At 73.7% G+C, this 21,008-nt stretch carries 19 protein-coding genes and 1 pseudogene; 8 read left to right on the forward strand and 12 right to left on the reverse strand.

Going from position 1 to position 21,008, the window contains the following annotated elements:
* Positions 1 to 53: 53 nt before the first annotated feature.
* The gene (locus tag AB0I76_RS05890) at positions 54 to 839 is read left to right on the forward strand and encodes an alpha/beta hydrolase (protein ID WP_357030380.1); all 786 of its coding nucleotides are present in this window, start codon (positions 54 to 56) and stop codon (positions 837 to 839) included.
* 102 nt (positions 840 to 941) lie between these two features.
* Here the strand turns inward: AB0I76_RS05890 and glmS are convergent, their stop codons facing one another.
* Complete coding sequence (gene glmS / locus AB0I76_RS05895) at positions 942 to 2,855, reverse strand: glutamine--fructose-6-phosphate transaminase (isomerizing) (protein WP_357030382.1); 1,914 nt, start codon at positions 2,853 to 2,855, stop codon at positions 942 to 944.
* Between the two features lie 147 nt (positions 2,856 to 3,002).
* On the opposite strand from glmS, the gene AB0I76_RS05900 reads away from it, so the two are divergent.
* Entirely contained in the window at positions 3,003 to 4,196 is a 1,194-nt protein-coding gene (locus AB0I76_RS05900) for a pyridoxal phosphate-dependent aminotransferase (RefSeq protein WP_357030384.1), read from the forward strand.
* A complete protein-coding gene (locus AB0I76_RS05905) occupies positions 4,193 to 5,305 on the forward strand; it encodes a beta-eliminating lyase-related protein (RefSeq protein WP_357030386.1) in 1,113 nt (370 codons plus the stop codon). The genes AB0I76_RS05900 and AB0I76_RS05905 overlap by 4 nt, the downstream gene beginning before the upstream one ends.
* A 151-nt stretch (positions 5,306 to 5,456) precedes the next feature.
* Here the strand turns inward: AB0I76_RS05905 and glmM are convergent, their stop codons facing one another.
* The 7 genes from glmM to AB0I76_RS05940 all read right to left on the reverse strand — a co-directional run bounded on the left by glmM (position 5,457) and on the right by AB0I76_RS05940 (position 10,854).
* Positions 5,457 to 6,812 carry a phosphoglucosamine mutase gene (gene glmM, locus AB0I76_RS05910; RefSeq protein ID WP_357030388.1) on the reverse strand — a complete coding sequence of 452 codons (1,356 nt, stop codon included), beginning with the start codon at positions 6,810 to 6,812 and terminating at the stop codon, positions 5,457 to 5,459.
* Between the two features lie 116 nt (positions 6,813 to 6,928).
* Entirely contained in the window at positions 6,929 to 7,393 is a 465-nt protein-coding gene (gene rpsI / locus AB0I76_RS05915) for a 30S ribosomal protein S9 (RefSeq protein WP_357030390.1), read from the reverse strand.
* Between the two features lie 20 nt (positions 7,394 to 7,413).
* The gene (gene rplM / locus AB0I76_RS05920; protein WP_357030392.1) at positions 7,414 to 7,857 is read right to left on the reverse strand and encodes a 50S ribosomal protein L13; all 444 of its coding nucleotides are present in this window, start codon (positions 7,855 to 7,857) and stop codon (positions 7,414 to 7,416) included.
* 208 nt (positions 7,858 to 8,065) lie between these two features.
* Positions 8,066 to 9,433 carry a nitrate/nitrite transporter gene (locus tag AB0I76_RS05925; protein WP_357030414.1) on the reverse strand — a complete coding sequence of 456 codons (1,368 nt, stop codon included), beginning with the start codon at positions 9,431 to 9,433 and terminating at the stop codon, positions 8,066 to 8,068.
* A 133-nt stretch (positions 9,434 to 9,566) separates the two neighbouring features.
* Positions 9,567 to 9,860, reverse strand: a complete 294-nt coding sequence (locus AB0I76_RS05930) for a type II toxin-antitoxin system PemK/MazF family toxin (RefSeq protein ID WP_357030394.1) — start codon at positions 9,858 to 9,860, stop codon at positions 9,567 to 9,569.
* Positions 9,850 to 10,107 carry a DUF6364 family protein gene (locus tag AB0I76_RS05935; protein ID WP_357030396.1) on the reverse strand — a complete coding sequence of 86 codons (258 nt, stop codon included), beginning with the start codon at positions 10,105 to 10,107 and terminating at the stop codon, positions 9,850 to 9,852. The genes AB0I76_RS05930 and AB0I76_RS05935 overlap by 11 nt, the downstream gene beginning before the upstream one ends.
* 33 nt (positions 10,108 to 10,140) lie before the next feature.
* Positions 10,141 to 10,854, reverse strand: coding sequence for a class I SAM-dependent methyltransferase (locus AB0I76_RS05940; RefSeq protein ID WP_357030398.1), 714 nt, complete (start codon positions 10,852 to 10,854; stop codon positions 10,141 to 10,143).
* A 147-nt stretch (positions 10,855 to 11,001) separates the two neighbouring features.
* Between AB0I76_RS05940 and AB0I76_RS05945 the strand changes: the two genes are divergently transcribed.
* The 5 genes from AB0I76_RS05945 to AB0I76_RS05965 are packed head-to-tail and all read left to right on the forward strand — an operon-like array spanning position 11,002 to position 18,515.
* Positions 11,002 to 13,125, forward strand: coding sequence for a molybdopterin oxidoreductase family protein (locus AB0I76_RS05945; protein WP_357030400.1), 2,124 nt, complete (start codon positions 11,002 to 11,004; stop codon positions 13,123 to 13,125).
* Complete coding sequence (locus AB0I76_RS05950) at positions 13,122 to 14,570, forward strand: FAD-dependent oxidoreductase (RefSeq protein WP_357030402.1); 1,449 nt, start codon at positions 13,122 to 13,124, stop codon at positions 14,568 to 14,570. Before AB0I76_RS05945 ends, AB0I76_RS05950 begins: the two co-directional genes overlap by 4 nt.
* Positions 14,567 to 17,074: a nitrite reductase large subunit NirB gene (nirB, locus tag AB0I76_RS05955; protein WP_357030404.1), complete on the forward strand. Its 2,508-nt coding sequence runs from the start codon at positions 14,567 to 14,569 to the stop codon at positions 17,072 to 17,074. The genes AB0I76_RS05950 and nirB overlap by 4 nt, the downstream gene beginning before the upstream one ends.
* The gene (nirD, locus tag AB0I76_RS05960; protein ID WP_357030406.1) at positions 17,071 to 17,427 is read left to right on the forward strand and encodes a nitrite reductase small subunit NirD; all 357 of its coding nucleotides are present in this window, start codon (positions 17,071 to 17,073) and stop codon (positions 17,425 to 17,427) included. Before nirB ends, nirD begins: the two co-directional genes overlap by 4 nt.
* Positions 17,427 to 18,515, forward strand: a complete 1,089-nt coding sequence (locus AB0I76_RS05965) for a uroporphyrinogen-III synthase (RefSeq protein WP_357030408.1) — start codon at positions 17,427 to 17,429, stop codon at positions 18,513 to 18,515. The genes nirD and AB0I76_RS05965 overlap by 1 nt, the downstream gene beginning before the upstream one ends.
* Before the next feature lie 37 nt (positions 18,516 to 18,552).
* On the opposite strand, the gene AB0I76_RS05970 is transcribed toward AB0I76_RS05965, so the two are convergent.
* The 4 genes and pseudogenes from AB0I76_RS05970 to AB0I76_RS05985 all read right to left on the reverse strand — a co-directional run.
* Complete coding sequence (locus AB0I76_RS05970) at positions 18,553 to 19,176, reverse strand: ATP/GTP-binding protein (RefSeq protein ID WP_357030410.1); 624 nt, start codon at positions 19,174 to 19,176, stop codon at positions 18,553 to 18,555.
* Positions 19,157 to 19,522 carry a DUF742 domain-containing protein gene (locus AB0I76_RS05975; RefSeq protein ID WP_357030412.1) on the reverse strand — a complete coding sequence of 122 codons (366 nt, stop codon included), beginning with the start codon at positions 19,520 to 19,522 and terminating at the stop codon, positions 19,157 to 19,159. Before AB0I76_RS05975 ends, AB0I76_RS05970 begins: the two co-directional genes overlap by 20 nt.
* A gap of 86 nt (positions 19,523 to 19,608) precedes the next feature.
* Positions 19,609 to 20,016 (reverse strand): roadblock/LC7 domain-containing protein, encoded by a 408-nt coding sequence (locus AB0I76_RS05980; protein ID WP_007465177.1) that lies wholly within the window; start codon positions 20,014 to 20,016, stop codon positions 19,609 to 19,611.
* Positions 20,013 to 21,008: pseudogene (locus AB0I76_RS05985) on the reverse strand (hypothetical protein); the annotation flags it as partial. The gene AB0I76_RS05980 and the pseudogene AB0I76_RS05985, both read right to left, overlap by 4 nt.

Here is a 21,008-nt window from a genome sequence, read left to right on the forward strand (position 1 = left end):
GCGGTCTCGGCAGGCCTCGGATCAGCCGGTCGTAGTGGTCGGCGATCTCCCCGATGCTCTGCTGGGCGATCGGCGTGGGGTCCGCCCGGGCGTACCTGCTGGGCCTGGGGACCGGCGGCGAGGGTCGGGCGGTGGTGGCGCTGGGCGACCCGGACCGGTCCGAGCGGGTCCTGACGTACGTCCCGGGGATGACGGCGGGGCTGGACGACGTGCCCGGCGAGCTGGACCGGGCGGGAAGGGTGCTGGCCCGCTGCGGCGCGCTCGCGCCCGGCGAGGAGAGCGCGGCGGTGCTCTGGCTCGACTACGACGCCCCGGACTTCCTGCACGAGGCGGCGGGGTCGAGGCAGGCGACCGATGCCGGGCCGGCGCTGCACCGGTTCCAGGAGGGCCTGCGGGCCACCCACGACGGGCCGCCGGCCCGGCAGACCGTGCTCGGGCACAGCTACGGGTCGCTGGTGGTCGGCGCGACGGCCCGCGACCACGGGCTGGCGGCCGACGCGCTGGTCTTCGTCGGCTCGCCCGGTGTCGGCGTGGCGCACGCGGCGGAGCTGGGTGTCCCACGCGGGCAGGTGTGGGCGAGCACCGCGCCGGACGACGTGATCCGGCTGGTTCGGTCGCCGGACGAGCTGCTGCGGCATCCGTTGCTGGCCGCGCCCCCGCTCGGCGCGGCGGTCTCGCTGGTCGGCGGGTCGCGGGACGAGCTGTGGTTCGGCCGTGACCCGGCCGATCCGGGGTTCGGTGGGCGCACCTTCACCAGCGGTCGGCACGGCCACACCGGCTACTGGGAGGCGGACAATCCCGCCCTGGACGGGATGGCCCGGGTGGTGCTGGGGCGGTGACGACGCGGCGGCCAGGCTGACCGGCGACGGTGGGCCCGCCGGACGCGACGGACCCCGGGTCACCGTGGTGGTGGCCCGGGGTCGGCGTCGGCGCGGGTGCGGTTACTCGACGGTGACCGACTTGGCCAGGTTGCGCGGCTGGTCGACGTCGTGGCCCCGGGCGGCGGCGATCTCGGCGGCGAGCACCTGGAGCGGCACGGTGGTCACCAGCGGGGCGAGCAGCGTCGGCGTACGCGGCACGTAGATCAGGTGGTCGGCGTAGCGGACGACCGCCTCGTCGCCCTCCTCGGCGATCACGATGGTCCGGGCGCCCCGGGCCCGTACCTCCTGGATGTTGGAGACGACCTTGTCGTGCAGCATGCCCCGGCCCACCGGGGACGGCACGATGCAGATCACCGGGGTGCCCTCGTCGATCAGCGAGATCGGGCCGTGCTTCAGCTCGCCGGCGGCGAAACCCTCGGCGTGCATGTACGCCAGCTCCTTGAGCTTGAGCGCGCCCTCCAGGGCCACCGGGTAGCCGACGTGCCGGCCGATGAACAGCACGGTGGGCTCGGACTTCAGGTCGCGGGCCAGCTCGCGGACCGGCTCGATGCGGTCCAGCAGCTCGCGCAGCTTGGCCGGCATCTCCTGGAGCTGCGCGACCACCGCGCCGACCTCGTCGGCGAACTTGATCCCCCGCACCTGGGCGAGGTGCAGGCCGATCAGGTAGCAGGCGACCACCTGGGTGAGGAACGCCTTGGTGGAGGCGACCGCGATCTCCGGCCCGCCGTGCGTGTAGAGGACGGCGTCGGACTCGCGCGGGATGGTCGAGCCGTTGGTGTTGCAGATGGCCAGCACGCGGGCCTTCTGCTCCTTGGCGTGGCGCAGCGCCATCAGGGTGTCCATGGTCTCGCCGGACTGCGAGATCACCACGATCAGCGTGGACCGGTCGAGGACCGGGTCGCGGTAGCGGAACTCGCTGGCCAGCTCCACCTCGCAGGGGATCCGGGTCCAGTGCTCGATGGCGTACTTGGCGACCAGGCCGGCGTGGTAGGAGGTGCCGCACGCCACGATGAAGATCTTGTCGACGTCCCGCAGGTCCTGGTCGCTGAGGCGGACCTCGTCGAGCATGATCTCGCCGGTCTCGGTGAGCCGGCCGAGCAGCGTGTCGGCGATCGCCTGCGGCTGCTCCTCGATCTCCTTGAGCATGAACCAGTCGTAGCCGCCCTTCTCCGCGGCGGACGAGTCCCAGTCGATGTGGAAGTCCTTGCCGCTGGCGGGCTGGCCCTCGAAGTCGGTGATCTCGATGGTGTCGCCGGTGATCAGGACGATCTGGTCCTGACCCAGCTCCACGGCGTCGCGGGTGTGCTCGATGAACGCGGCCACGTCGCTGGCGAGGTAGTTCTCCCCGTCGCCCCGGCCGACGACCAGCGGCGAGTTGCGCCGGGCGCCGACCACGGCGCCCGGGATGCCGGCGTCGACGGCGAGCAGGGTGAAGGCGCCCTCCAGTCGCTGGCAGACCACCCGCATCGCGGAGGCGAGCAGTTGCGGGCTGTCGACCTCGCCGGCGGCGCGCAGGTCGGCCAGCGCGGCGGAGAGCAGGTGCGCGGCGCACTCGGTGTCGGTGTCGCTGGTGAACTGGACGCCGTCGGCCTCCAGCTCGGTGCGCAGCTTCCCGAAGTTCTCGATGATGCCGTTGTGGATGACGGCGACGCGGCCGTCGGGCGCCAGGTGCGGGTGGGCGTTGCGGTCGGTCGGCCCGCCGTGGGTGGCCCAGCGGGTGTGCCCGATGCCGGTGGTGCCGTCGCCGATGCCGATCGGGCTGGCGGCGCAGGAGGCCGGGTCCTCGGCGGCCCGCTCCGAGAGCACCTTCTCCAGGTTGGCCAGCTTGCCGGCCTTCTTCTCGGTCAGCAGCACGTCGTCGCAGACGATGGCGACGCCGGCCGAGTCGTAGCCGCGGTACTCCAGCCGCCGCAGTCCGTCGAGCACGATGCCGAGCGCCGGGCGCGCGCCGGCGTAACCCACGATTCCACACATGGAAGGCAGCGTAACCCAGTTTCGCTCATCATGTCTGCTCGGAAGTCGGCGAAACGATCAGTTACTTTGAGCGAAGAGAACTATCCGCTACTCGCGGTGACGAATTCCTCGGGTTGATCGGGCGGTCGGAGTCCGTAGGCTGGCGGCGTGACGACCACCGATGTCGACCCGCTGGTCGAGCGGATGCGCCCGTTCGGAACGACGATCTTCGCCGAGATGTCCGCTCTCGCCGTCCGCACCGGCGCGGTGAACCTCGGCCAGGGCTTCCCCGACACCGACGGCCCACCGGAGATGCTGGCCGCCGCCGAGGCGGCGCTGCGGGGCGGGCAGAACCAGTACCCGCCGGGTCCGGGCGTCCCGGCGCTGCGCGCGGCGGTGGCCGCGCACCAGCGCCGGTTCTGGGGCCTGGAGTACGACCCGGACGGCGAGGTCGTGGTGACCGCCGGCGCCACCGAGGCGGTCGCCGCCGCGATCCTCGGCCTGTGCGAGCCGGGCGACGAGGTGGTCTGCTTCGAGCCGTACTACGACTCGTACGCCGCCTCAATCGCCCTGGCCGGCGCGGTCCGGCGGCCGGTCACGCTGCGCCCCGCCGACGACGGCCGGTACGCCTTCGACCCGGACGCGCTGCGCGCCGCGTTCGGCCCACGTACCCGGCTGGTCCTGCTCAACTCCCCGCACAACCCGACCGGCAAGGTCTTCACCCCGGCGGAACTCGCGCTGGTCGCCGAGCTGTGCCGGGAGCACGACGCGTACGCGGTCACCGACGAGGTGTACGAGCACCTGGTCTTCACCGACGCCGCGAGCGGCCACGTGCCCCTGGCGACGCTGCCCGGGATGCGGGAGCGGACCCTGCGGATCTCCTCGGCCGGCAAGACGTTCTCCTGCACCGGCTGGAAGGTCGGCTGGGCGAGCGGGCCGGCGGCCCTGGTCTCCGCGGTGCTGCGGGTGAAGCAGTTCCTCACCTTCGTCAACGCGGCACCGCTGCAACCGGCGGTCGCGGTGGCGCTGGCCCTGCCGGACGGCTACTTCACCGGCTTCCGGGACGACCTCCAGGCCCGCCGGGACCTGCTCGTCGGCGGGCTCACCGACGCCGGGTTCCAGGTACTCGCACCGGAGGGGACGTACTTCGTCACCGCCGACGTGACCGCCCTGGGCGGTCGGGACGGGGTGGAGTTCTGCCGGACGCTGCCGGAGCGCTGCGGGGTGGTGGCGGTGCCGACGCAGGTCTTCTACGACGACCCGGAGGCGGGCCGCCGGCTGGTCCGGTTCGCGTTCTGCAAACGCCCCGAGGTGCTGACCGAGGCGGTCGGCCGCCTGCGCGGGCTGGCGGGCTCCCGGTGAGCGGCTCCCGCGCGTACGCGGAAACAGCCCGCCGCCTGACGGCGCTGCGCGCGTGCGACACCGTGCTCTCCGGCACCCGGCCGGCCTCGGTCGCCGAGCAGGTCGACGCGATGCGGGCGGCGGCGACCGATCCGCTGCCCGACGTCTACGGCGAGGGCGGCGCGGTGGAGACGTTGGAGCGCCGCGTCGCCGACCTCCTCGGCACCGAAGCGGCGGTCCTCCTCCCCACCGGCACGATGGCCCAGCAGATCGCCATGCGGTACGGCGCCGAGCTGACCGGCCGGGCGGCGGTCGGGCTGCACCCCCTCAGCCACCCGCTGATGCACGAGCGGGACGCGTACGCGGTGCTCGGCGGCCTGCGGGCGGTGCTCACGACCTCCGCGCTCCGCAACCCGGTCGCCGCGGAGGTCGCGGAGCTGCCCGAGCCGGTCGGGACCCTGCTGCTGGAGCTGCCGCTGCGCGACGCCGGCTTCGTCCTGCCCACCTGGGACGAGCTGGTCGACGTCGTCCGGGCGGCGCGGGCAACCGGCGCGCGGGTGCACCTGGACGGTGCCCGCCTCTGGGAGTCGACGGTGCACCTGGGCCGGCCGCTTCCCGAGGTGGCCGCGCTGGCCGACAGCGTCTACGTCTCCTTCTACAAGTCCCTGGGCGGCATCTCCGGCGCGGCGCTGGCCGGTGACGCGGCGCTGGCCCGGTATGCGCGGGTCTGGCGGCACCGCTACGGGGGCATGCTGTTCCAGCAGTGGCCGGCGGCCCTGACCGCACTGCACGGGCTCGATCACGAACTGCCCCGCCTCGCGGGCTACGTGGCGCACGCCCGGACGGTCGCGGAGGTGCTCGCGCGCCTGCCGGGAGCGCGGGTGTTCCCGTCCCCGCCGCACACCCACCAGTTCCGGCTCTGGCTGCCGTACCCGGCGGACACCCTCGACGACGCCAACCTCGCGCTCGCCGAGGAGGAGAAGGTGTGGTTCGCCGGCAGGTGGCGGGACGGCGAGGTGCCGGGGCTGGCGATGACCGAGGTGACGGTGGCCGGCCCGGCGCTGGCGTTGGACGCCGACGCGATCACCGACCTGGCCGACCGCTTCCTGCACCGGGTGACGAAGGGCTGACATCCCCGCCGGGTCCCGCCGTCAGGCCCCCACCACGTCCACCCACGAACCACGCGGACGCTCACGGGCGACAACTTCGGGGAAGGTGCTGGCTCCGGTGCGCGGAAGGGGGCATCTTCCCCGAAGTTGTCGTGACGGCGGGGCTGGCGGGTCAGACCGCCGGGCTGGCGGTACGGACCTGCTCGGCGATGCGCTCGGCCACCTCTCGGGCAGTGTGCTCGGTGGCGGCCTCGACCATGACCCGGACCAGCGGCTCGGTGCCGGACGGGCGCAGCAGCACCCGCCCGGTCTCGCCCAGCTCGGCCTCGGCGCGCTCGACCTCGGCCCGGACGGCGGGCGCCGCCGCCCCGACGGTGCGGTCGCCGACCGGCACGTTGATCAGCACCTGCGGCAGCCGGGTGATGGCGCCGGCCAGCTCGGCCAGGGGCTTCCCGGTGGCCGCCATCCGGGACATCAGGTGCAGGCCGGTGAGGACGCCGTCGCCGGTCGTCGCGTACGCCGGCATGACGATGTGACCGCTCTGCTCCCCGCCCAACGCCAGCCCGGAGGCGCGCAGCTCCTCCAGGACGTACCGGTCGCCGACCTTGGTCTCGACCAGCCGGATGCCCTCCCGGGACATCGCCAGACGCAGGCCGAGGTTGCTCATGACGGTGGCCACGAGGGTGTCCCCGGTCAGCGTGCCGGCCTCCCGCATGGCGAGGGCGAGGATGGCCATGACCTGGTCGCCGTCGACCTCGTCACCGTCGGCGGTCACCGCGAGGCAGCGGTCCGCGTCGCCGTCGTGGGCGATGCCCAGGTGGGCACCGTGCTCGACCACGGCGGCGCGCAGCGCCTCCAGGTGGTTGGAGCCGCACTCGTCGTTGATGTTGAGGCCGTCCGGCTCGGCGTAGATCGCGACGACCTCCGCGCCGGCCTCCCGGTACGCGACCGGGGCCACCTCGGCCGCCGCGCCGTTGGCGCAGTCCACGACGACCTTGATCCCGTCCAGACGGTGACCGACGGTGCCCACCAGGTGCTGCACGTAGTGGTCGGCGCCGTCGAGCAGGTCGTGCACCCGACCGACGCCGGCACCGATCGGCCGCTCCCAGGCGGTGGTGGCGTTCGCCTCGACGGCCGCCTCGATCTTCATCTCGATCTCGTCCGGCAGCTTGTGCCCGCCGGCCGCGAAGAGCTTGATCCCGTTGTCGGGCATGGGGTTGTGCGACGCGGACAGCATCACGCCCAGGTCCGCCTTGGCCTCGGCGGTGAGGAACGCCACGGCCGGGGTGGGCAGCACGCCGACCCGGACCACGTTCGCGCCGGCGCTGGTGAGCCCGGCCACCACGGCGGCCTCCAGCATCTCGCCGCTGGCGCGGGTGTCCCGGCCGACCACGGCCAGCGGGGGATGACTCCGGTCCGACTCGGCGAGCGTGTGGGCGGCGGCGACCGCCACCGCGAGCGCCAACTCGGGCGTGAGATCCGCGTTCGCGCGTCCGCGTACGCCGTCCGTGCCGAACAACCGGCCCATACCCGCCAACCTCCGATGAAGTGCGCCGATGGAAGAAAAAGCGGAACGGCCGGAGCACCTCCCGTCGTGGGGAGGCGGTCCGGCCGTCCGTCAGAAGTACAACGCGACGCTGAAGGTCAGCGCTTCGAGTACTGGGGAGCCTTACGGGCCTTCTTGAGGCCGTACTTCTTGCTCTCCTTGACCCGGGCGTCCCGGGTGAGGAAGCCGGCCTTCTTGAGGGCCGGGCGGTCGTCCGGCTCGTTGACGATCAGCGCCCGGGCGATGGCCAGGCGGAGCGCACCGGCCTGACCGGTGGTGCCGCCACCCCGCAGGTTGGCGATCACGTCGAACGCCTCGGGCTTCTCGGCGGTGACCAGCGGGTCCTTGATGAGCTGCTGGTGCACCTTGCTCGGGAAGTAGGCCTCGAGGTCACGGCCGTTGCAGGTGATCTTGCCGGTGCCCGGGACGATGCGGACCCGGACGATGGCCTCCTTGCGGCGGCCGACGGTCTGGATCGGCCGGTCACCACGGGGCGCGCGGGCGACGGGCGCCGGCGCCTCGGTGGCCTCGGGGGCGACCTCGGTGACGGTGATGTCGGTCATGCTGCTTTCCTCGCCCGCGCTCACTGCGCGATCTGCTTGATCTCGAACGGCTCCGGCTGCTGCGCGCCGTGCGGGTGCTCGGCACCGGCGTAGACCTTCAGCTTCTTGATGAGCTGACGGCCGAGCTTGTTGTGCGGGAGCATCCCCTTCACGGCCAGCTCGACGGCCCGCTCGGGACGCTTGGTCAGCAGCTCGTCGTAACCGACCTGCTTCAGACCACCCGGGTAACCCGAGTGGCGGTAGGCGATCTTCTGCTGACGCTTGTTGCCGGTCAGCGCGACCTTGCCCGCGTTCACGATGACGACGAAGTCGCCCGTGTCGACGTGCGGCGCGAAAGTCGGCTTGTGCTTGCCGCGCAGCAGCGTGGCGGCGTGGGTGGCCAGGCGGCCCAGCACGACATCAGAGGCGTCGATGACGTGCCACTGACGCTCGATCTCACCCGGCTTCGGGCTGTACGTACGCACAGGTCTACCTTGTCTCGTCGTCGGTCTGGGGTCGCGCGCCGAGGTGACCGGAAGTACCAGGCCGGACCAGCGCGCACGAACGACCAAGCGTACCTCAGGCGGCACGCCTCTGGATGTCGTACAACAGCAGGCAACGATACCCGCAGCCCCGTCGGCAGGTCAAAACGGGGTCCCGCCCCGCCTGACCTGCCGAGGAACGTTACCGGCATCACACCCCGGGCAGCGCACGACGGCCGGGCCGCAGGTAGACCAGCCACGTCAGGGCGAAGCAGACGGCGTACGCGGCGATGAAGGCGACGTACGCCGCGTCGGCGCTCCCCCGGGTCAGGAACGACTGCCGGAAGGCGATGTTGACCAGCACGCCGCCGGACGCGCCGACCGCTCCCGCGATGCCGATCAGCGCCCCGGTCATCCGGATCGACCAGCGCCGCGCGGCCTCCGGCTCCCGTCGGCCGTTGTCGACCGCCGCCATCGCCCGGGCCCGGAAGATCGCCGGGATCATCTTGTACGTCGAGCCGTTGCCGATCCCGGAGAAGACGAAGAGCGACAGGAATCCGACCAGGTAGAGGGGGAAGGAGCGCTCGCGGGCGGCGTAGAGGACCAGGCCGGCGCCGGCCGCCATGGCCACGAAGTTCCAGAAGGTGACCCGCGCCCCGCCGAGCCGGTCGGCGAGGTGGCCGCCGACCGGGCGGATCAGCGAGCCGACCAGCGGACCGAGGAACGTCAGCCAGGCCGCGTCGACCGGGGTCGGGAAGCGGTCGGCGAACTGGAGCTGGAGCACCTGGCCGAACGCGAAGCCGAAGCCGATGAACGAGCCGAAGGTGCCGATGTACAGCAGCGACATGATCCAGGTGTGCGGGTCCCGGGCGGCCTCGCGCAGCGCGCCGGGCTCGTTGCGCGCACCGGGGATGTTGTCCAGCCACCGCGACGCGGCCAGCGCGGCCAGCACGATCAGCGGTATGTACACGGCCGGGACCAGGCGGGGGTACGCGGCACCGGCGGTGGCCAGCACCGCCAGCCCGACCAGCTGCACCGCCGGCACGCCCAGGTTGCCGCCACCGGCGTTGAGACCGAGTGCGCGGCCCTTCAGCCGCTGCGGGTAGAAGAGGTTGATGTTCGCCATGGAGGAGGCGAAGTTGCCGCCGCCGACACCGGTGAGGCAGGCGAGCACCATGAGGGTGCCGTAGGAGACGCCCGGCTCCAGCAGGACGGCCATCGGGATGGTCGGCACGAGCAGCATCAGTGCGCTGACGATGGTCCAGTTCCGTCCACCGAATCGGGCCACCGCGAGGGTGTACGGCAACCGCAGCACCGCGCCCAGCGCGGCCGGCACGGCGGTGAGCAGGAACTTCCCGGCCGGGTCGATGCCGTACGCGGGGCCGAGGAAGAGCACGGTCACCGACCAGAGGCTCCACACCGAGAACCCGACGTGCTCGGCGAAGATCGAGACCCACAGGTTGCGCCGCGCGATCGGCGCGCCGGTCGTACGCCAGAAGTCGGGGTCCTCGGGGCGCCAGTCGTCGATGCGGTGCCGGCGGCCGGTCGCGGCCGGCACCTCGGCGACGGCGGGGGCGATTGTGCTCACGGCGGTTCCTCCTCGTCGGTGTGACCTGGAGGAACGCTAGGAATCCGGGATTACCCGACAGTGCCCGTCGCGCGTCGTTCCGGAAACGGAGATCGCACCTGCGGCCGGAACGAACGGTGAGATGTCAGAGCTGTTGCAGGATGCGCAGCGCTCGCGCGACGCGCTGCATGGTCTCGGTGTCGGCGACGTCCACGCACTCCGTGAACCACTTCTTCATCGGCGAGGAGAGCCGGTCGGGCATCACCACGTACGCACCCATCGGCACCGCGAGCGGTGAGTCCCGCAGCAGCGACTCCTGGACCACCTCGGCCACGATGACGATCGGCACGTCCGTGGAGTTGTAGACGTCGGAGCTGATGACCAGTCCCAGCCGCTCCCGGGCGCCGGCGATGCGCCAGACCTCACCCCTACGCAGCACGCGGGCGACCGCCGGAGAGCAGGTCGTCGACCATGCCCACCTCGCGGGCGTCGGCGAGGGCGGCGGCCTCCAGGGCGGCACCGGCCCGGTTGACGACCGCGGCGTGCGCGGCGAAGACCTCGCGCAGCGCCTTCTCCCGGGCGGCCTGGTCCATCCAGGCGGAGAGGGAGAGGCCCTCGCGCTTGGCGAACCGCCGGGCCTCCTCGATCGTGTCGTCGGAGAACGACAGTGTCACCTTGGCAGTCATGCCGGTGAGACTACCCCTCGGTATGACCAATAGTCATTCCCCTGGTGGGATCACTTCGCGCCGACCGCCGAACACGGCGAATCGCCACTCCTTGAAGAAGCAGTCGACGTCGACCAGGCCGGCTTCGCCGAGCCACCGGCACTGGTCCGCGACGGGCGCCGGACGGTCGTGCCGCATCCGTTCCCGGGCGGCGCCGATCTCGTCGGCATCGGAGCCGAGCGCGGTGATCCGGTCGGTCCACACCTCGTCGTACCGCCGGTCCAGGGCGGGCGTCGGACCGGCGACCTGCTCGGCGTTGACGAACACCCCGCCCGGCACGAGCACGTCGGCCGCCCGCCGGTAGAGGTCCCGCTTGCCGTCGTCGTCCAGGTGGTGGATGGCCAGGGCGGAGACCACCGCGTCGTAGCGGCCGGCGGGCAGCGGCTCGGACAGGTCGGCGTGGACGGTCCGGTGTGTCACACCCCGCGAACCCAGGTGGTCGGCGGCGACGGCGAGCATCGCCGGCGCCGCGTCGAAGAGAGTCACCCGCACCCCCGGAACGGCCGCGGCCAGCAGCAGGGAGAGCAGCCCGGTGCCCGCGCCCAGGTCCAGCACCTCGGGCGTACGCCCCGACGCGAGCGCGGCCCGCAGCGGCGGCGCGGCCACCTCGACAGCCGTGCCGTAGAAGGCGTCGAAGCAGGGCACCAGCCGGCGCCGGGCCCCGTCGTAGGTCCCCGCCACCGCGTCGAACGCCGCCGCCACACTCATGACCTGCTCCCAACATGCGAGAAGTTTGTCTCACATAATAGACCAATCCGAGCCTCCTCCAGCTCCCGTGCGGTGTGAGGTGCTCTTGACAGGACCGAAACAGACGAGACCCGGTCCGGAAACCGCCCGACGGCACGCTTCACGGGCATGACAGACGGTGCACGCTCCGCGACTGCCCCGGGGGACACACCCCGGGAGGCGGCGACGCACTGCCCCTACTGCGCGCTGCAGTGCGGGATGACCCTGCGCGTGGAAAACGGCCGGACGGCCGTCACGGCCCGGCAGTTCCCCACCAACCGCGGCGGCCTGTGCCAGAAGGGCTGGACGGCGGCCGACCTGCTCGACCACCCCGAGCGGCTGACCACCCCGCTGGTCCGCGACCGACCCGGCGGAGAGCTCCGCCCGGCGAGCTGGGACGAGGCGCTCAACCGGATCGCCACCGGCGTCCGCGCCGTCCAGACCGGACACGGCCGGGACGCGGTCGCCGTCTTCGGCGGCGGCGGCCTCACCAACGAGAAGGCGTACGCGCTGGGCAGGTTCGCCCGGGTGGCGCTGCGGACCCGGCACATCGACTACAACGGACGGTTCTGCATGTCCTCGGCGGCGGCGGCCGGGATGCGCGCCTTCGGCGTCGACCGGGGCCTGCCGTTCCCGCTGGCCGACCTCGGCCGGGCCGACACCCTGCTGCTCGTCGGCGCGAACCCCGCCGAGACGATGCCACCGCTGATGCGCTGGGTCACCGAGCAGCGGCAGCGCGGCGGGAAGCTGATCGTCGTCGACCCCCGGGTCACCGCCACCGCCCGGCAGGCCGACCTGCACCTGCAACCCCTGCCCGGCACCGACCTGGCGGTGGCCAGCGCACTGCTGCACGTCGCCGTCACCGAGGGCTGGGTCGACAAGGCGTACGTGGACGCCCGCACCACCGGGTTCGAGGCGGTACGCCGCACCGTCGCCGGGTGGTGGCCGGCCCGCGCCGAGGCTCTCTCCGGGGTGCCGGTGGCCGACCTGGAGGCCACCGCCCGCGCCCTCGGCACCGCCGAACGGGCGATCATCCTCACCGCGCGCGGCGCGGAGCAGCACGCCAAGGGCGTCGACACGGTCAGTGGCTTCGTGAACCTGGCGCTCGCCCTCGGTCTGCCCGGCCGCCCCGGCTCCGGCTACGGCTGCCTCACCGGGCAGGGCAACGGGCAGGGCGGGCGGGAGCACGGCCAGAAGGCCGACCAGCTCCCCGGTTACCGGCGCATCGACGACCCCGCCGCTCGCGCGCACGTCGCCCGGGTCTGGGGCCTGCCGGCCGAGGACCTGCCCGGTCCCGGTGTGCCCGCGTACCAGCTGCTGGACTCGCTCGGCACCGACGAGGGGCCGAAGGCGCTGCTGGTCTTCGGCTCCAACCCGGTCGTCTCCGCTCCCCGGGCGGCCCGGATCGAGGGCCGCCTGCGCGACCTCGACCTGCTGGTGGTCGCCGACTTCCTGCTCTCCGAGACGGCCGCGCTGGCCGACGTGGTGCTGCCCACCGCCCAGTGGGCCGAGGAGGACGGCACGATGACCAACCTGGAAGGCCGGGTGCTGCGCCGCCGGGCGCTGCGGGAACCCCCGGCCGGCGTCCGCACCGACCTGGCGATCCTCGCCGACCTCACCCACCGCCTGTCGGCGCGAGGAAGGACCGCGGACGCCGCCGATCCCCGCGCGGTCTTCGAGGAGCTGCGGCGGGCGTCAGCCGGCGGTACCGCCGACTACGCCGGGGTGACCTGGGAGCGGATCGACGAGTCCGATGGCGTCTTCTGGCCCTGCCCGGACACCGACGGGCCGGACACGCCCCGGCTCTTCGCCGACCGGTTCCCCACGCCGGACGGGCGCGCCCGCTTCCACGCCGTCGAGCACCGGCCGGCGGCCGAGGAGGTCTGCGCCGCGTACCCGCTGCACTTCACCACCGGCCGGGTGCTCGCGCAGTACCAGTCCGGCACCCAGACCCGGCGGGTCCCCGCGCTGCGCCGGGCGGCACCCGAGGCGTTCGTCGAGCTGCACCCCGACCTGGCCGAGCGGCTCGGCGTCGCCGACGGCGAATCGGTCCGGGTGGTCTCCCGGCGGGGCGAGATGGTGGCGCCGGCCCGGCTCAGTCCGGCCATCCGGCCGGACACCGTCTTCGCACCGTTCCACTGGGGCGGCGCGGCGCGGGCCAACTCGGTCACCAACGACGCCGTCGATCCCGTCTCCGGCATGCCCGAATTCAAGATCTGCGCCGTCCGCGTGGAGAGGGTGGGAGAGTCGTGAGCGAAAAGATCGTGATCGTGGGCAACGGGATGGCCGGTGCCCGGCTCGCCAGCGAGCTGCACGCCCGGGGCGGTGACCGGAAGGTCACGGTGCTCGGGGCGGAGCCGCACCGGGCGTACAACCGGATCATGCTCTCCACCCTGTTGGCCGGGAAGATCGGCGAGCCGGACGTGGAGCTGGCCGAGGTCGCCGGGCAGGGCGTGGACCTGCGGTTCGGAGTCACCGCGACCGCGATCGACCGCGCCGCCCGCACGGTGGCGACCGACGACGGCGACCGGATCGCGTACGACCATCTGGTGCTCGCCACCGGCAGCCGCGCGGTGGTCCCGCCGCTGCCCGGCCTGGACGGGCCCGACCTGCCGCCGCGTATCGTGCCGTTCCGCACCCTCGACGACTGCCGGCGGATCCTCGCCGTCGCCGACGGCGCCCGGCGCGTCCTGGTGCTCGGCGGGGGGCTGCTCGGTCTGGAGGCCGCGCGGGGGCTCGCCGCCCGGGGGCTCGACGTCGCCGTCGTGCACCCCGTGCCGTACCTCATGGAGCGGCAGCTCGACCCGGCCGGCGCGGCCGTGCTCGCCGGCACGCTCGCCGGCCTCGGGGTGACCACCCACCTGGCCGTGGCGGCGACGGCGGTCGCCGCGGACGCCGACGGCGTCCGGCTCGACCTCGCCGACGGCCGGTCGCTGCACGCCGACCTCCTGGTCCTGTCCTGCGGGGTACGCCCCGACACGACGCTCGCCGCCGCGGCCGGACTGGCGGTGGAACGGGGCGTGCTGGTCGACGACCGGATGCGCACCAGCGACCGGCGCATCTCGGCGATCGGCGACTGCGTGCAGCACGACGGCACGGTGACGGGGCTGGTCGCACCGGCCTGGGCGCAGGCCCGGGTGGTGGCGCAGGTGCTCACCGGCGAGGATCCGCTGGCCCGCTACCGACCGCGCCCGCCGGTGACCCGGCTCAAGGCCGCCGGCATCGACCTGGCCGCCATGGGCGACCCGGGCGGCACGGACGGCGACGGCGAGGGCGAGGAACTCACCTTCGCCGACCCGGCGCGGGGCACCTACGCGCGGCTGCGCATCACCGACGAACGGCTGACCGGCGCGATCCTGCTCGGCGACAACCCGGCGGTCGGCACGGTGATCCAGCTCTTCGACCGGGGGCAGCCGGTGCCCTCCGACCGGCGGGCGCTGCTCCTCGGCCGGGCGCTCGGCGTCGCGCCGGCCGAACCCGCCGCGACCCCGGCACTGATGCCGGACGCGGCGACGGTGTGCCAGTGCAACAACGTCAGCAAGGGAGCGCTGGTGACCTGCTGGCGCTCCGGGGCACGGACGGTCGACGCCGTGGTGGCGGGGACCCGGGCCGGCACCGGTTGCGGAAGCTGCCGGGACGCCGTCGCGGGAATCGTCGGTTGGCTGTCCGACGTGGACTCGGTGGAGGTGGCGCGATGAGCGAGTTCAGCAGAGTGGTCGTCGTCGGCAACGGCATGGTGGGACAGCGCTTCGTCGACGCGCTGCGGGCCCGCGACACGGACCGCCGCTGGCGGGTCACCGTGCTCGCGGAGGAGAGCCGGCCGGCGTACGACCGGGTGCGGCTCTCGGCGTGGTTCGACGGGGTGGACGCCGAGGAACTGAACCTGCACACCCCGGACGACGGGGTGGACCTGCGCCTCGGCGAGGCGGCCACGGCCGTCGACCGGGCGCGGCGGGTCGTGACGACGGCGACCGGCGAGCACCCGTACGACGCGCTGGTGCTGGCCACCGGCTCGTCCGCCTTCGTCCCGCCGGTCGACGGCACGGACCTGCCGGGGGTGTTCGTCTACCGGACGCTGGACGACCTGGCGGCGATCCGGGAGCACGCCCGGGACCGGCGGACCGGCGCGGTGATCGGCGGCGGGCTGCTCGGCCTGGAGGCCGCGAACGCGCTGCGCCTGCTCGGCCTGACCACGAGCGTGGTGGAGTTCGCGCCCCGGCTGATGCCGGCGCAGATCGACACCGCCGGTGGGGCGCTGCTGCGTCGTTACGTCGAGGAGTTGGGCGTCAGCTGCCACCTGGGGGTGGCCACCACCGCCCTGCGGTCCGGCCCGGACGGCACGGTGGCCGGGCTGGAACTGGCCGACGGCACGGTCCTCGACGCCGACCTGGTGGTGGTGGCCGCCGGCATCCGTCCCCGCGACGAGCTGGCGCGGGCCGCCGGCCTGCCGCTCGGCCGACGCGGCGGGGTGCTGGTGGACGACACCTGCCGGACGGCCGACGAGCGGGTCTGGGCGGTGGGCGAGTGCGCGGCGGTGGACGGCACCTGCCACGGCCTGGTCGCCCCCGGGTACGCGATGGCCGAGGTGGTCGCCGACCGGCTGGTCGGCGGCGCGGCCACCTTCCCCGGCGCGGACACCGCCACGAAGCTGAAGCTGCTCGGGGTGGACGTGGCCTCGTTCGGGGACGCGCACGGCGCGACACCGGGCTGCCTCGACGTGACGTACACCGACCCGGCCACCCGCGTGTACGCGAAGCTGGTCCTCTCCGACGACGCGTCCACCCTGCTCGGCGGTGTGCTGGTGGGCGACGCGAGCGCGTACCCGACCCTGCGGGCCAGCGTCGGCGGCCCGCTGCCCGGTCCCCCGCTGGCGCTGCTCGCGCCCGCCGGTTCGGAGGGCGCGGGCCTGGCGGCACTGCCCGGCACCGCGCAGGTCTGCTCCTGCAACGCGGTCACCCGCGACGACATCGACGCCGCCATCGCCGAGGGTGCCGCCGACGTGCCCGCGCTGAAGGCGTGCACCCGGGCCGGCACTAGCTGCGGATCGTGCGTGCCGATGCTCAAGCAGCTCCTCGACGCGGCCGGGGTGCGGCAGTCCACCGCGCTGTGCGAGCACTTCGACGTCAGCCGGCGGGAGCTGTTCGAGATCGTCCAGGTGCGCGGCATCCGGACCTTCTCCCAGCTCATCGCCGAGCACGGCCGAGGTCGCGGCTGCGACATCTGCAAGCCGGTGGTCGCCTCCATCCTCGCCTCCCTCGGCACCGGCCACGTGCTCGACGGCGAGCAGGCGTCGTTGCAGGACACCAACGACCACTTCCTGGCCAACCTGCAACGCGACGGCAGCTACTCGGTGGTGCCCCGGATCCCCGGCGGCGAGATCACCCCGGAGAAGCTCATCGTCATCGGGGAGGTCGCCCGCGACTTCCAGCTCTACACGAAGATCACCGGCGGTCAGCGCATCGACCTGTTCGGCGCCCGCGTGGAGCAACTGCCGGAGATCTGGCGCCGGCTGGTGGACGCCGGCTTCGAGTCCGGGCACGCGTACGGCAAGGCGCTGCGCACCGTGAAGTCCTGCGTCGGCGAGACCTGGTGCCGGTACGGCGTCCAGGACTCGGTGGGGCTCGCCATCGCCCTGGAGCTGCGCTACCGGGGCCTGCGCGCACCGCACAAGCTCAAGTCGGCGGTGTCCGGCTGCGCCCGCGAGTGCGCCGAGGCGCGGAGCAAGGACTTCGGGATCATCGCCACCGAGACCGGCTGGAACCTCTACGTCGGCGGCAACGGCGGCTTCCGGCCCCGGCACGCCGACCTGTTCGCCACCGACCTGTCCACCGAGGCACTGGTCCGGCTGATCGACCGGTTCCTGATGTACTACGTCCGCACCGCCGACCGGCTGCAGCGCACCGCCGCCTGGATCGAGGCGATGGACGGCGGGCTCGACCACCTGCGGGCGGTGATCGTGGACGACTCGCTGGGGCTGTGCGCCGACCTCGACGAGGCGATGGCCCGGCACGTCGCCACGTACTCCGACGAGTGGCGGGACGTGCTGGAGGATTCGGACCGGCTGCGCCGGTTCACGTCCTTCGTCAACGCGCCGGACGTACCCGACCCGTCCATCACCTTCACCGAAGAACGCGGCCAACCGGTGCCCGTCGTGGCGCGGACGACGCCGGTCGCCCTGGGAATGCCGGAGGTACGGCGATGACCATCACGATCACCCCCACGACGCTGACCTGGACGACTGTCTGCCCACTCGACCGGCTGGACACCGACCGGGGCGTCGCCGCCCTGGTCGACGGGGTGCAGGTGGCCCTCTTCCGCACCGTCGACGGGCTCTTCGCCGTCGACAACCGGGACCCGGTCACCGGCGCGTACGTCCTCTCCCGGGGGATCGTGGGCAGCCGGAGTGGGGTGCCGACACTCGCCTCCCCACTGCACAAGCAGGTGTACGACCTGCGCACCGGGCACTGTCTCGACCTGCCGGGGCTCTCCGTCGGCCGGCACGACGTGCGCTGCCGGGACGGTCTGGTCGAGGTGCGGCTGCGACAGGAGAACTGATGCGCGACGAACTGGCCGGCTTCACCATCGGGGTCACCGCCGATCGGCGGCGGGACGAGCTGGCCGCGCTGCTGCAACGGCGGGGTGCGCGGGTGGTGCTCGCCCCGGCCCTGCGGATCGTGCCGCTTGCCGACGACACCGAGCTGCGCGAGGCGACCCGCGCCTGCCTCGAACGGCCGCCGGACATCCTGATGGCCAACACGGGTATCGGCATGCGCGGTTGGCTGGAGGCGGCCGAGGGTTGGGGGCTGGCCGAGCCACTGCGCTCGGTGCTCGGCGAGGCGTACGTGGTGGCGCGCGGCCCGAAGGCCCGTGGGGCGATCCGGGCCGCCGGCCTGCACGACCAGTGGTCCCCGGCGTCGGAGAGCTGCGACGAGGTGGTCGCCCACCTGCGCCGGCGCGGGGTGGCCGGGCAGGTCATCGCCATGCAGCTGCACGGCGAGCGGCAGCCGGAGTGCACGATGGCGCTGGAGGACGCCGGTGCCACCGTCATCGAGGTGCCGGTCTACCGGTGGGCCCCGCCCACCGACCCGGCGCCCCTGCACCGGCTGATCGACCTGGTCGCCGGGCGGCTGGTCGACGCGGTCACCTTCACCTCCGCACCGGCCGCCGAGGCCCTCCTGCGCGGTGCCGGCGACCGCACCGAAGCGGTGCTCGACGCGTTCCACGGCGACGTGCTGGCCGCCTGCGTGGGCGCGGTCACCGCCGAGCCCCTGCTGCGTCGGGGCGTGCCGGTGAGCGCGCCGAACCGGGCCCGGCTGGGTGCCCTGGTCCGCACGCTCGTCGACGAACTGCCCCGACGCACCGTCACGCTGAAGGCGGCCGGTCACCTGCTCACCCTGCGCGGCCACGCGGCCGTGGTAGACGGGGAACTGCGACCGCTCGCGCCGGCCCCGATGGCGGTGCTCCGGGCGTTGGCCGACGCCCCCGGGCGCGTCCTGTCGCGTACCGCCCTGCTGCGGACCCTGCCGCGTGGCGCGGACGAGCACGCGGTGGAGATGGCGGTCGCCCGGCTGCGCGCCGGGCTGCGCGCGCCCCGGGTGGTGCAGACCGTCGTCAAGCGCGGCTACCGCCTGCGCGTCGACTGAACGGGCCGCCCGTTCCTGGCGGGCGGCCCGGGCCGCGTCAGCCGACCGGTGCCGGGAAGCCCCGGTCGTGCTCGGCCTGGAGCCGGAGCATGGCGTGCTCCACGACGGTGACCAGCACCTGCTTCACCGACTCCCGGTGCCGGGCGTCGGTCATCACCAGCGGCACGTCCGCCGGGATGGCCAGCGCCTCCCGGACCTCTTCCAGCGAGTACTCCGGCGCGCCGTCGAAGTGGTTCAGCGCCACCACGTACGGCAGGTTGCGGTTCTCGAAGTAGTCCAGCGGCGCGAACGCGTCGGTGATGCGGCGGGTGTCCACCAGGACCGCCGCGCCCACCGCACCCCGGATGATCTCGTCCCACATGAACCAGAAGCGGGTCTGGCCCGGTGTGCCGAAGAGATAGAGGATCAGGTCCTGCGCCATGGTGATACGGCCGAAGTCCATGGCGACCGTGGTGGTCTCCTTGCCCGGCACCTTGGACGGGTCGTCGATGCCGACGCCGGCCGCGGTCATCACCGCTTCGGTGGTCAGCGGGGTGATCTCCGAGATCGCGCCGACCAGGGTCGTCTTGCCCACGCCGAACCCGCCCGCGACCACGATCTTCGCGGAGACGATTCCCCGGCTCTGGCGCGCCCCGACGGGGTCATAGCCTGCGAAGTCCACTTAGCACCCTTCCAAGGATTTCCATCCGCTCCTCGAACCCCTCGGCGGGAGCGGCAGTGTGTAGCGTCAGCAGGCCCTCGGCCACCATGTCGGCGACCAGCACCCGGGTCACGCCCAGCGGCATCCGGGTGTACGCGGCGATCTCGGCCAGCGACTGCGCCCGGCCCTCGCAGACCGTGGCGATGCGGTGCTTGTCGTGCCCGGCGAACCGCGACTCGGCAACCGCCGTCGGGCTCGCCGTCAGCACCGCCTCCAGGGCGATGTCCTGCCGGGGTTCGGTACGACCGCGGGTGACCGCGTACGGCCGCACGAGCGCGCCGCGCGGATCCTCCCGGCGTCGGTCCACCCGCGATCACCTCCTCTCCCCGGCCGGAACCTGTCGGCACCGGATCTGTTGTCACCGAACGACGCGGGGCCCGCGTCGCACCCCGGTTACGACCGCACCGCGTCCCGGGGCAGCGGCACCAGCGCCGCGCCGACCCGCTCGACGAGCAGGGCCATCTCGTAGCCCACCTGGCCGACGTCGCAGCTGCGCGCGGCGAGCACGGCCATCGACGAGCCGTCGCTGATCGACATGAGGAAGAGGTAGCCGCTGTCCATCTCGATGACGGTCTGGAGCACCCCACCGGCGCTGAACATCCGCGCGGCACCCTCGGTCAGGCTCACCACACCGGAGGTGATCGCCGCGAGCTGGTCCGCCCGGTCCCCGGGCAGGTCCCGGGATGAGGCGAGCAGGAGCCCGTCGGCGGACACCGCGACCACGTGGGCGATACCCGCCACGCTGTCGGCGAAGTTGGTGAGCAGCCAACCCATGTCCTGCATGGCCGCTGGCCTGTTCATCGGCTCGTCTCCTTGGTGGTCGAGGTGCTGTTCTGGTCCGTGCCGGCCGCCCGGCCGCGCTGGACGCCGCGATGGTAGGCCGACAGCAGGCCCCGTACGTCGTCCGGTGTGCGCCGGCTGCGGTCCGGGCCGCCGCGGGGTTCGATGCCGCCGGGCACGAGCTGCGCCTGCGGCACCCGCTTCGGCAGGCCGGACCGGGTCGTGCCGGCGGTGGAGGGCTCCGCCGCCTTGCTGGCACGGGTCCACCCCTCGTCGGCGGCGGTCCGCCAGGCTTCGTCGGGGTCGGTGGCGGCCGGCGCGGCCACGGGGGTGGCCGGCGGCGGCGCGGAGGCCGGGGTCGCCGGAGCCGGCGCGGCCGGCGTCGTGGTCCGGCTCACCGGTGGCGCGTACGACGGCGGTGGCGGCTGCGTGGGCGCCGGGGTGGCGGTCGTCCCCGGCGTACGGGTGGGCAGCTTCGGCCGCGTCGACGGGGCTGCCGTCGAGGGCCCGGCGGTGGGTGCGGCGGCCGGAGGCTGGTCGAAGTCCGGCCGGGCGAAGATCGCGGTGGCGTCGTTGCCGTGGGACCGGAACCACACCGCCTCCATCTCCCGGAAGATCGGCGCCTCGGCCGGCAGGCCGGAACGGGGCACGACCGGGGTGGGCGGCGCCAGTGGCGCGGTGGCGGCCAGGTTGGCGCCCAGACCGGCACCGCCGGCCCTCGGCACGCCGGCGTGGCTGCCGTTGGCACCCGGGGCGGCGGAGGAGGCGGTGGCGCCCACCGGCCCGGCGACCGGGCCGACCGGCAGGACGGGCGCGGCCGGCTCACCGGCCGCCCGCCGTGGCAGGGCATCGATCGTGGGATAGGCGACGGTCGGCGTACCGACGGAGATGCCGCCGCTGCCCGCGAAGGCCGGCTCGGCCGGCGCCGCCGGCACCTCGTCGGCCATCTTGGGCCGGACCTGCTCGGCCCGGACTGGGACGCAGACGAGGCGGTACGCCGGCAGGCCGCCCAC

It is taken from the genome of Micromonospora sp. NPDC049799, assembly GCF_040656655.1.
Taxonomy (GTDB): Bacteria; Actinomycetota; Actinomycetes; order Mycobacteriales; family Micromonosporaceae; genus Micromonospora.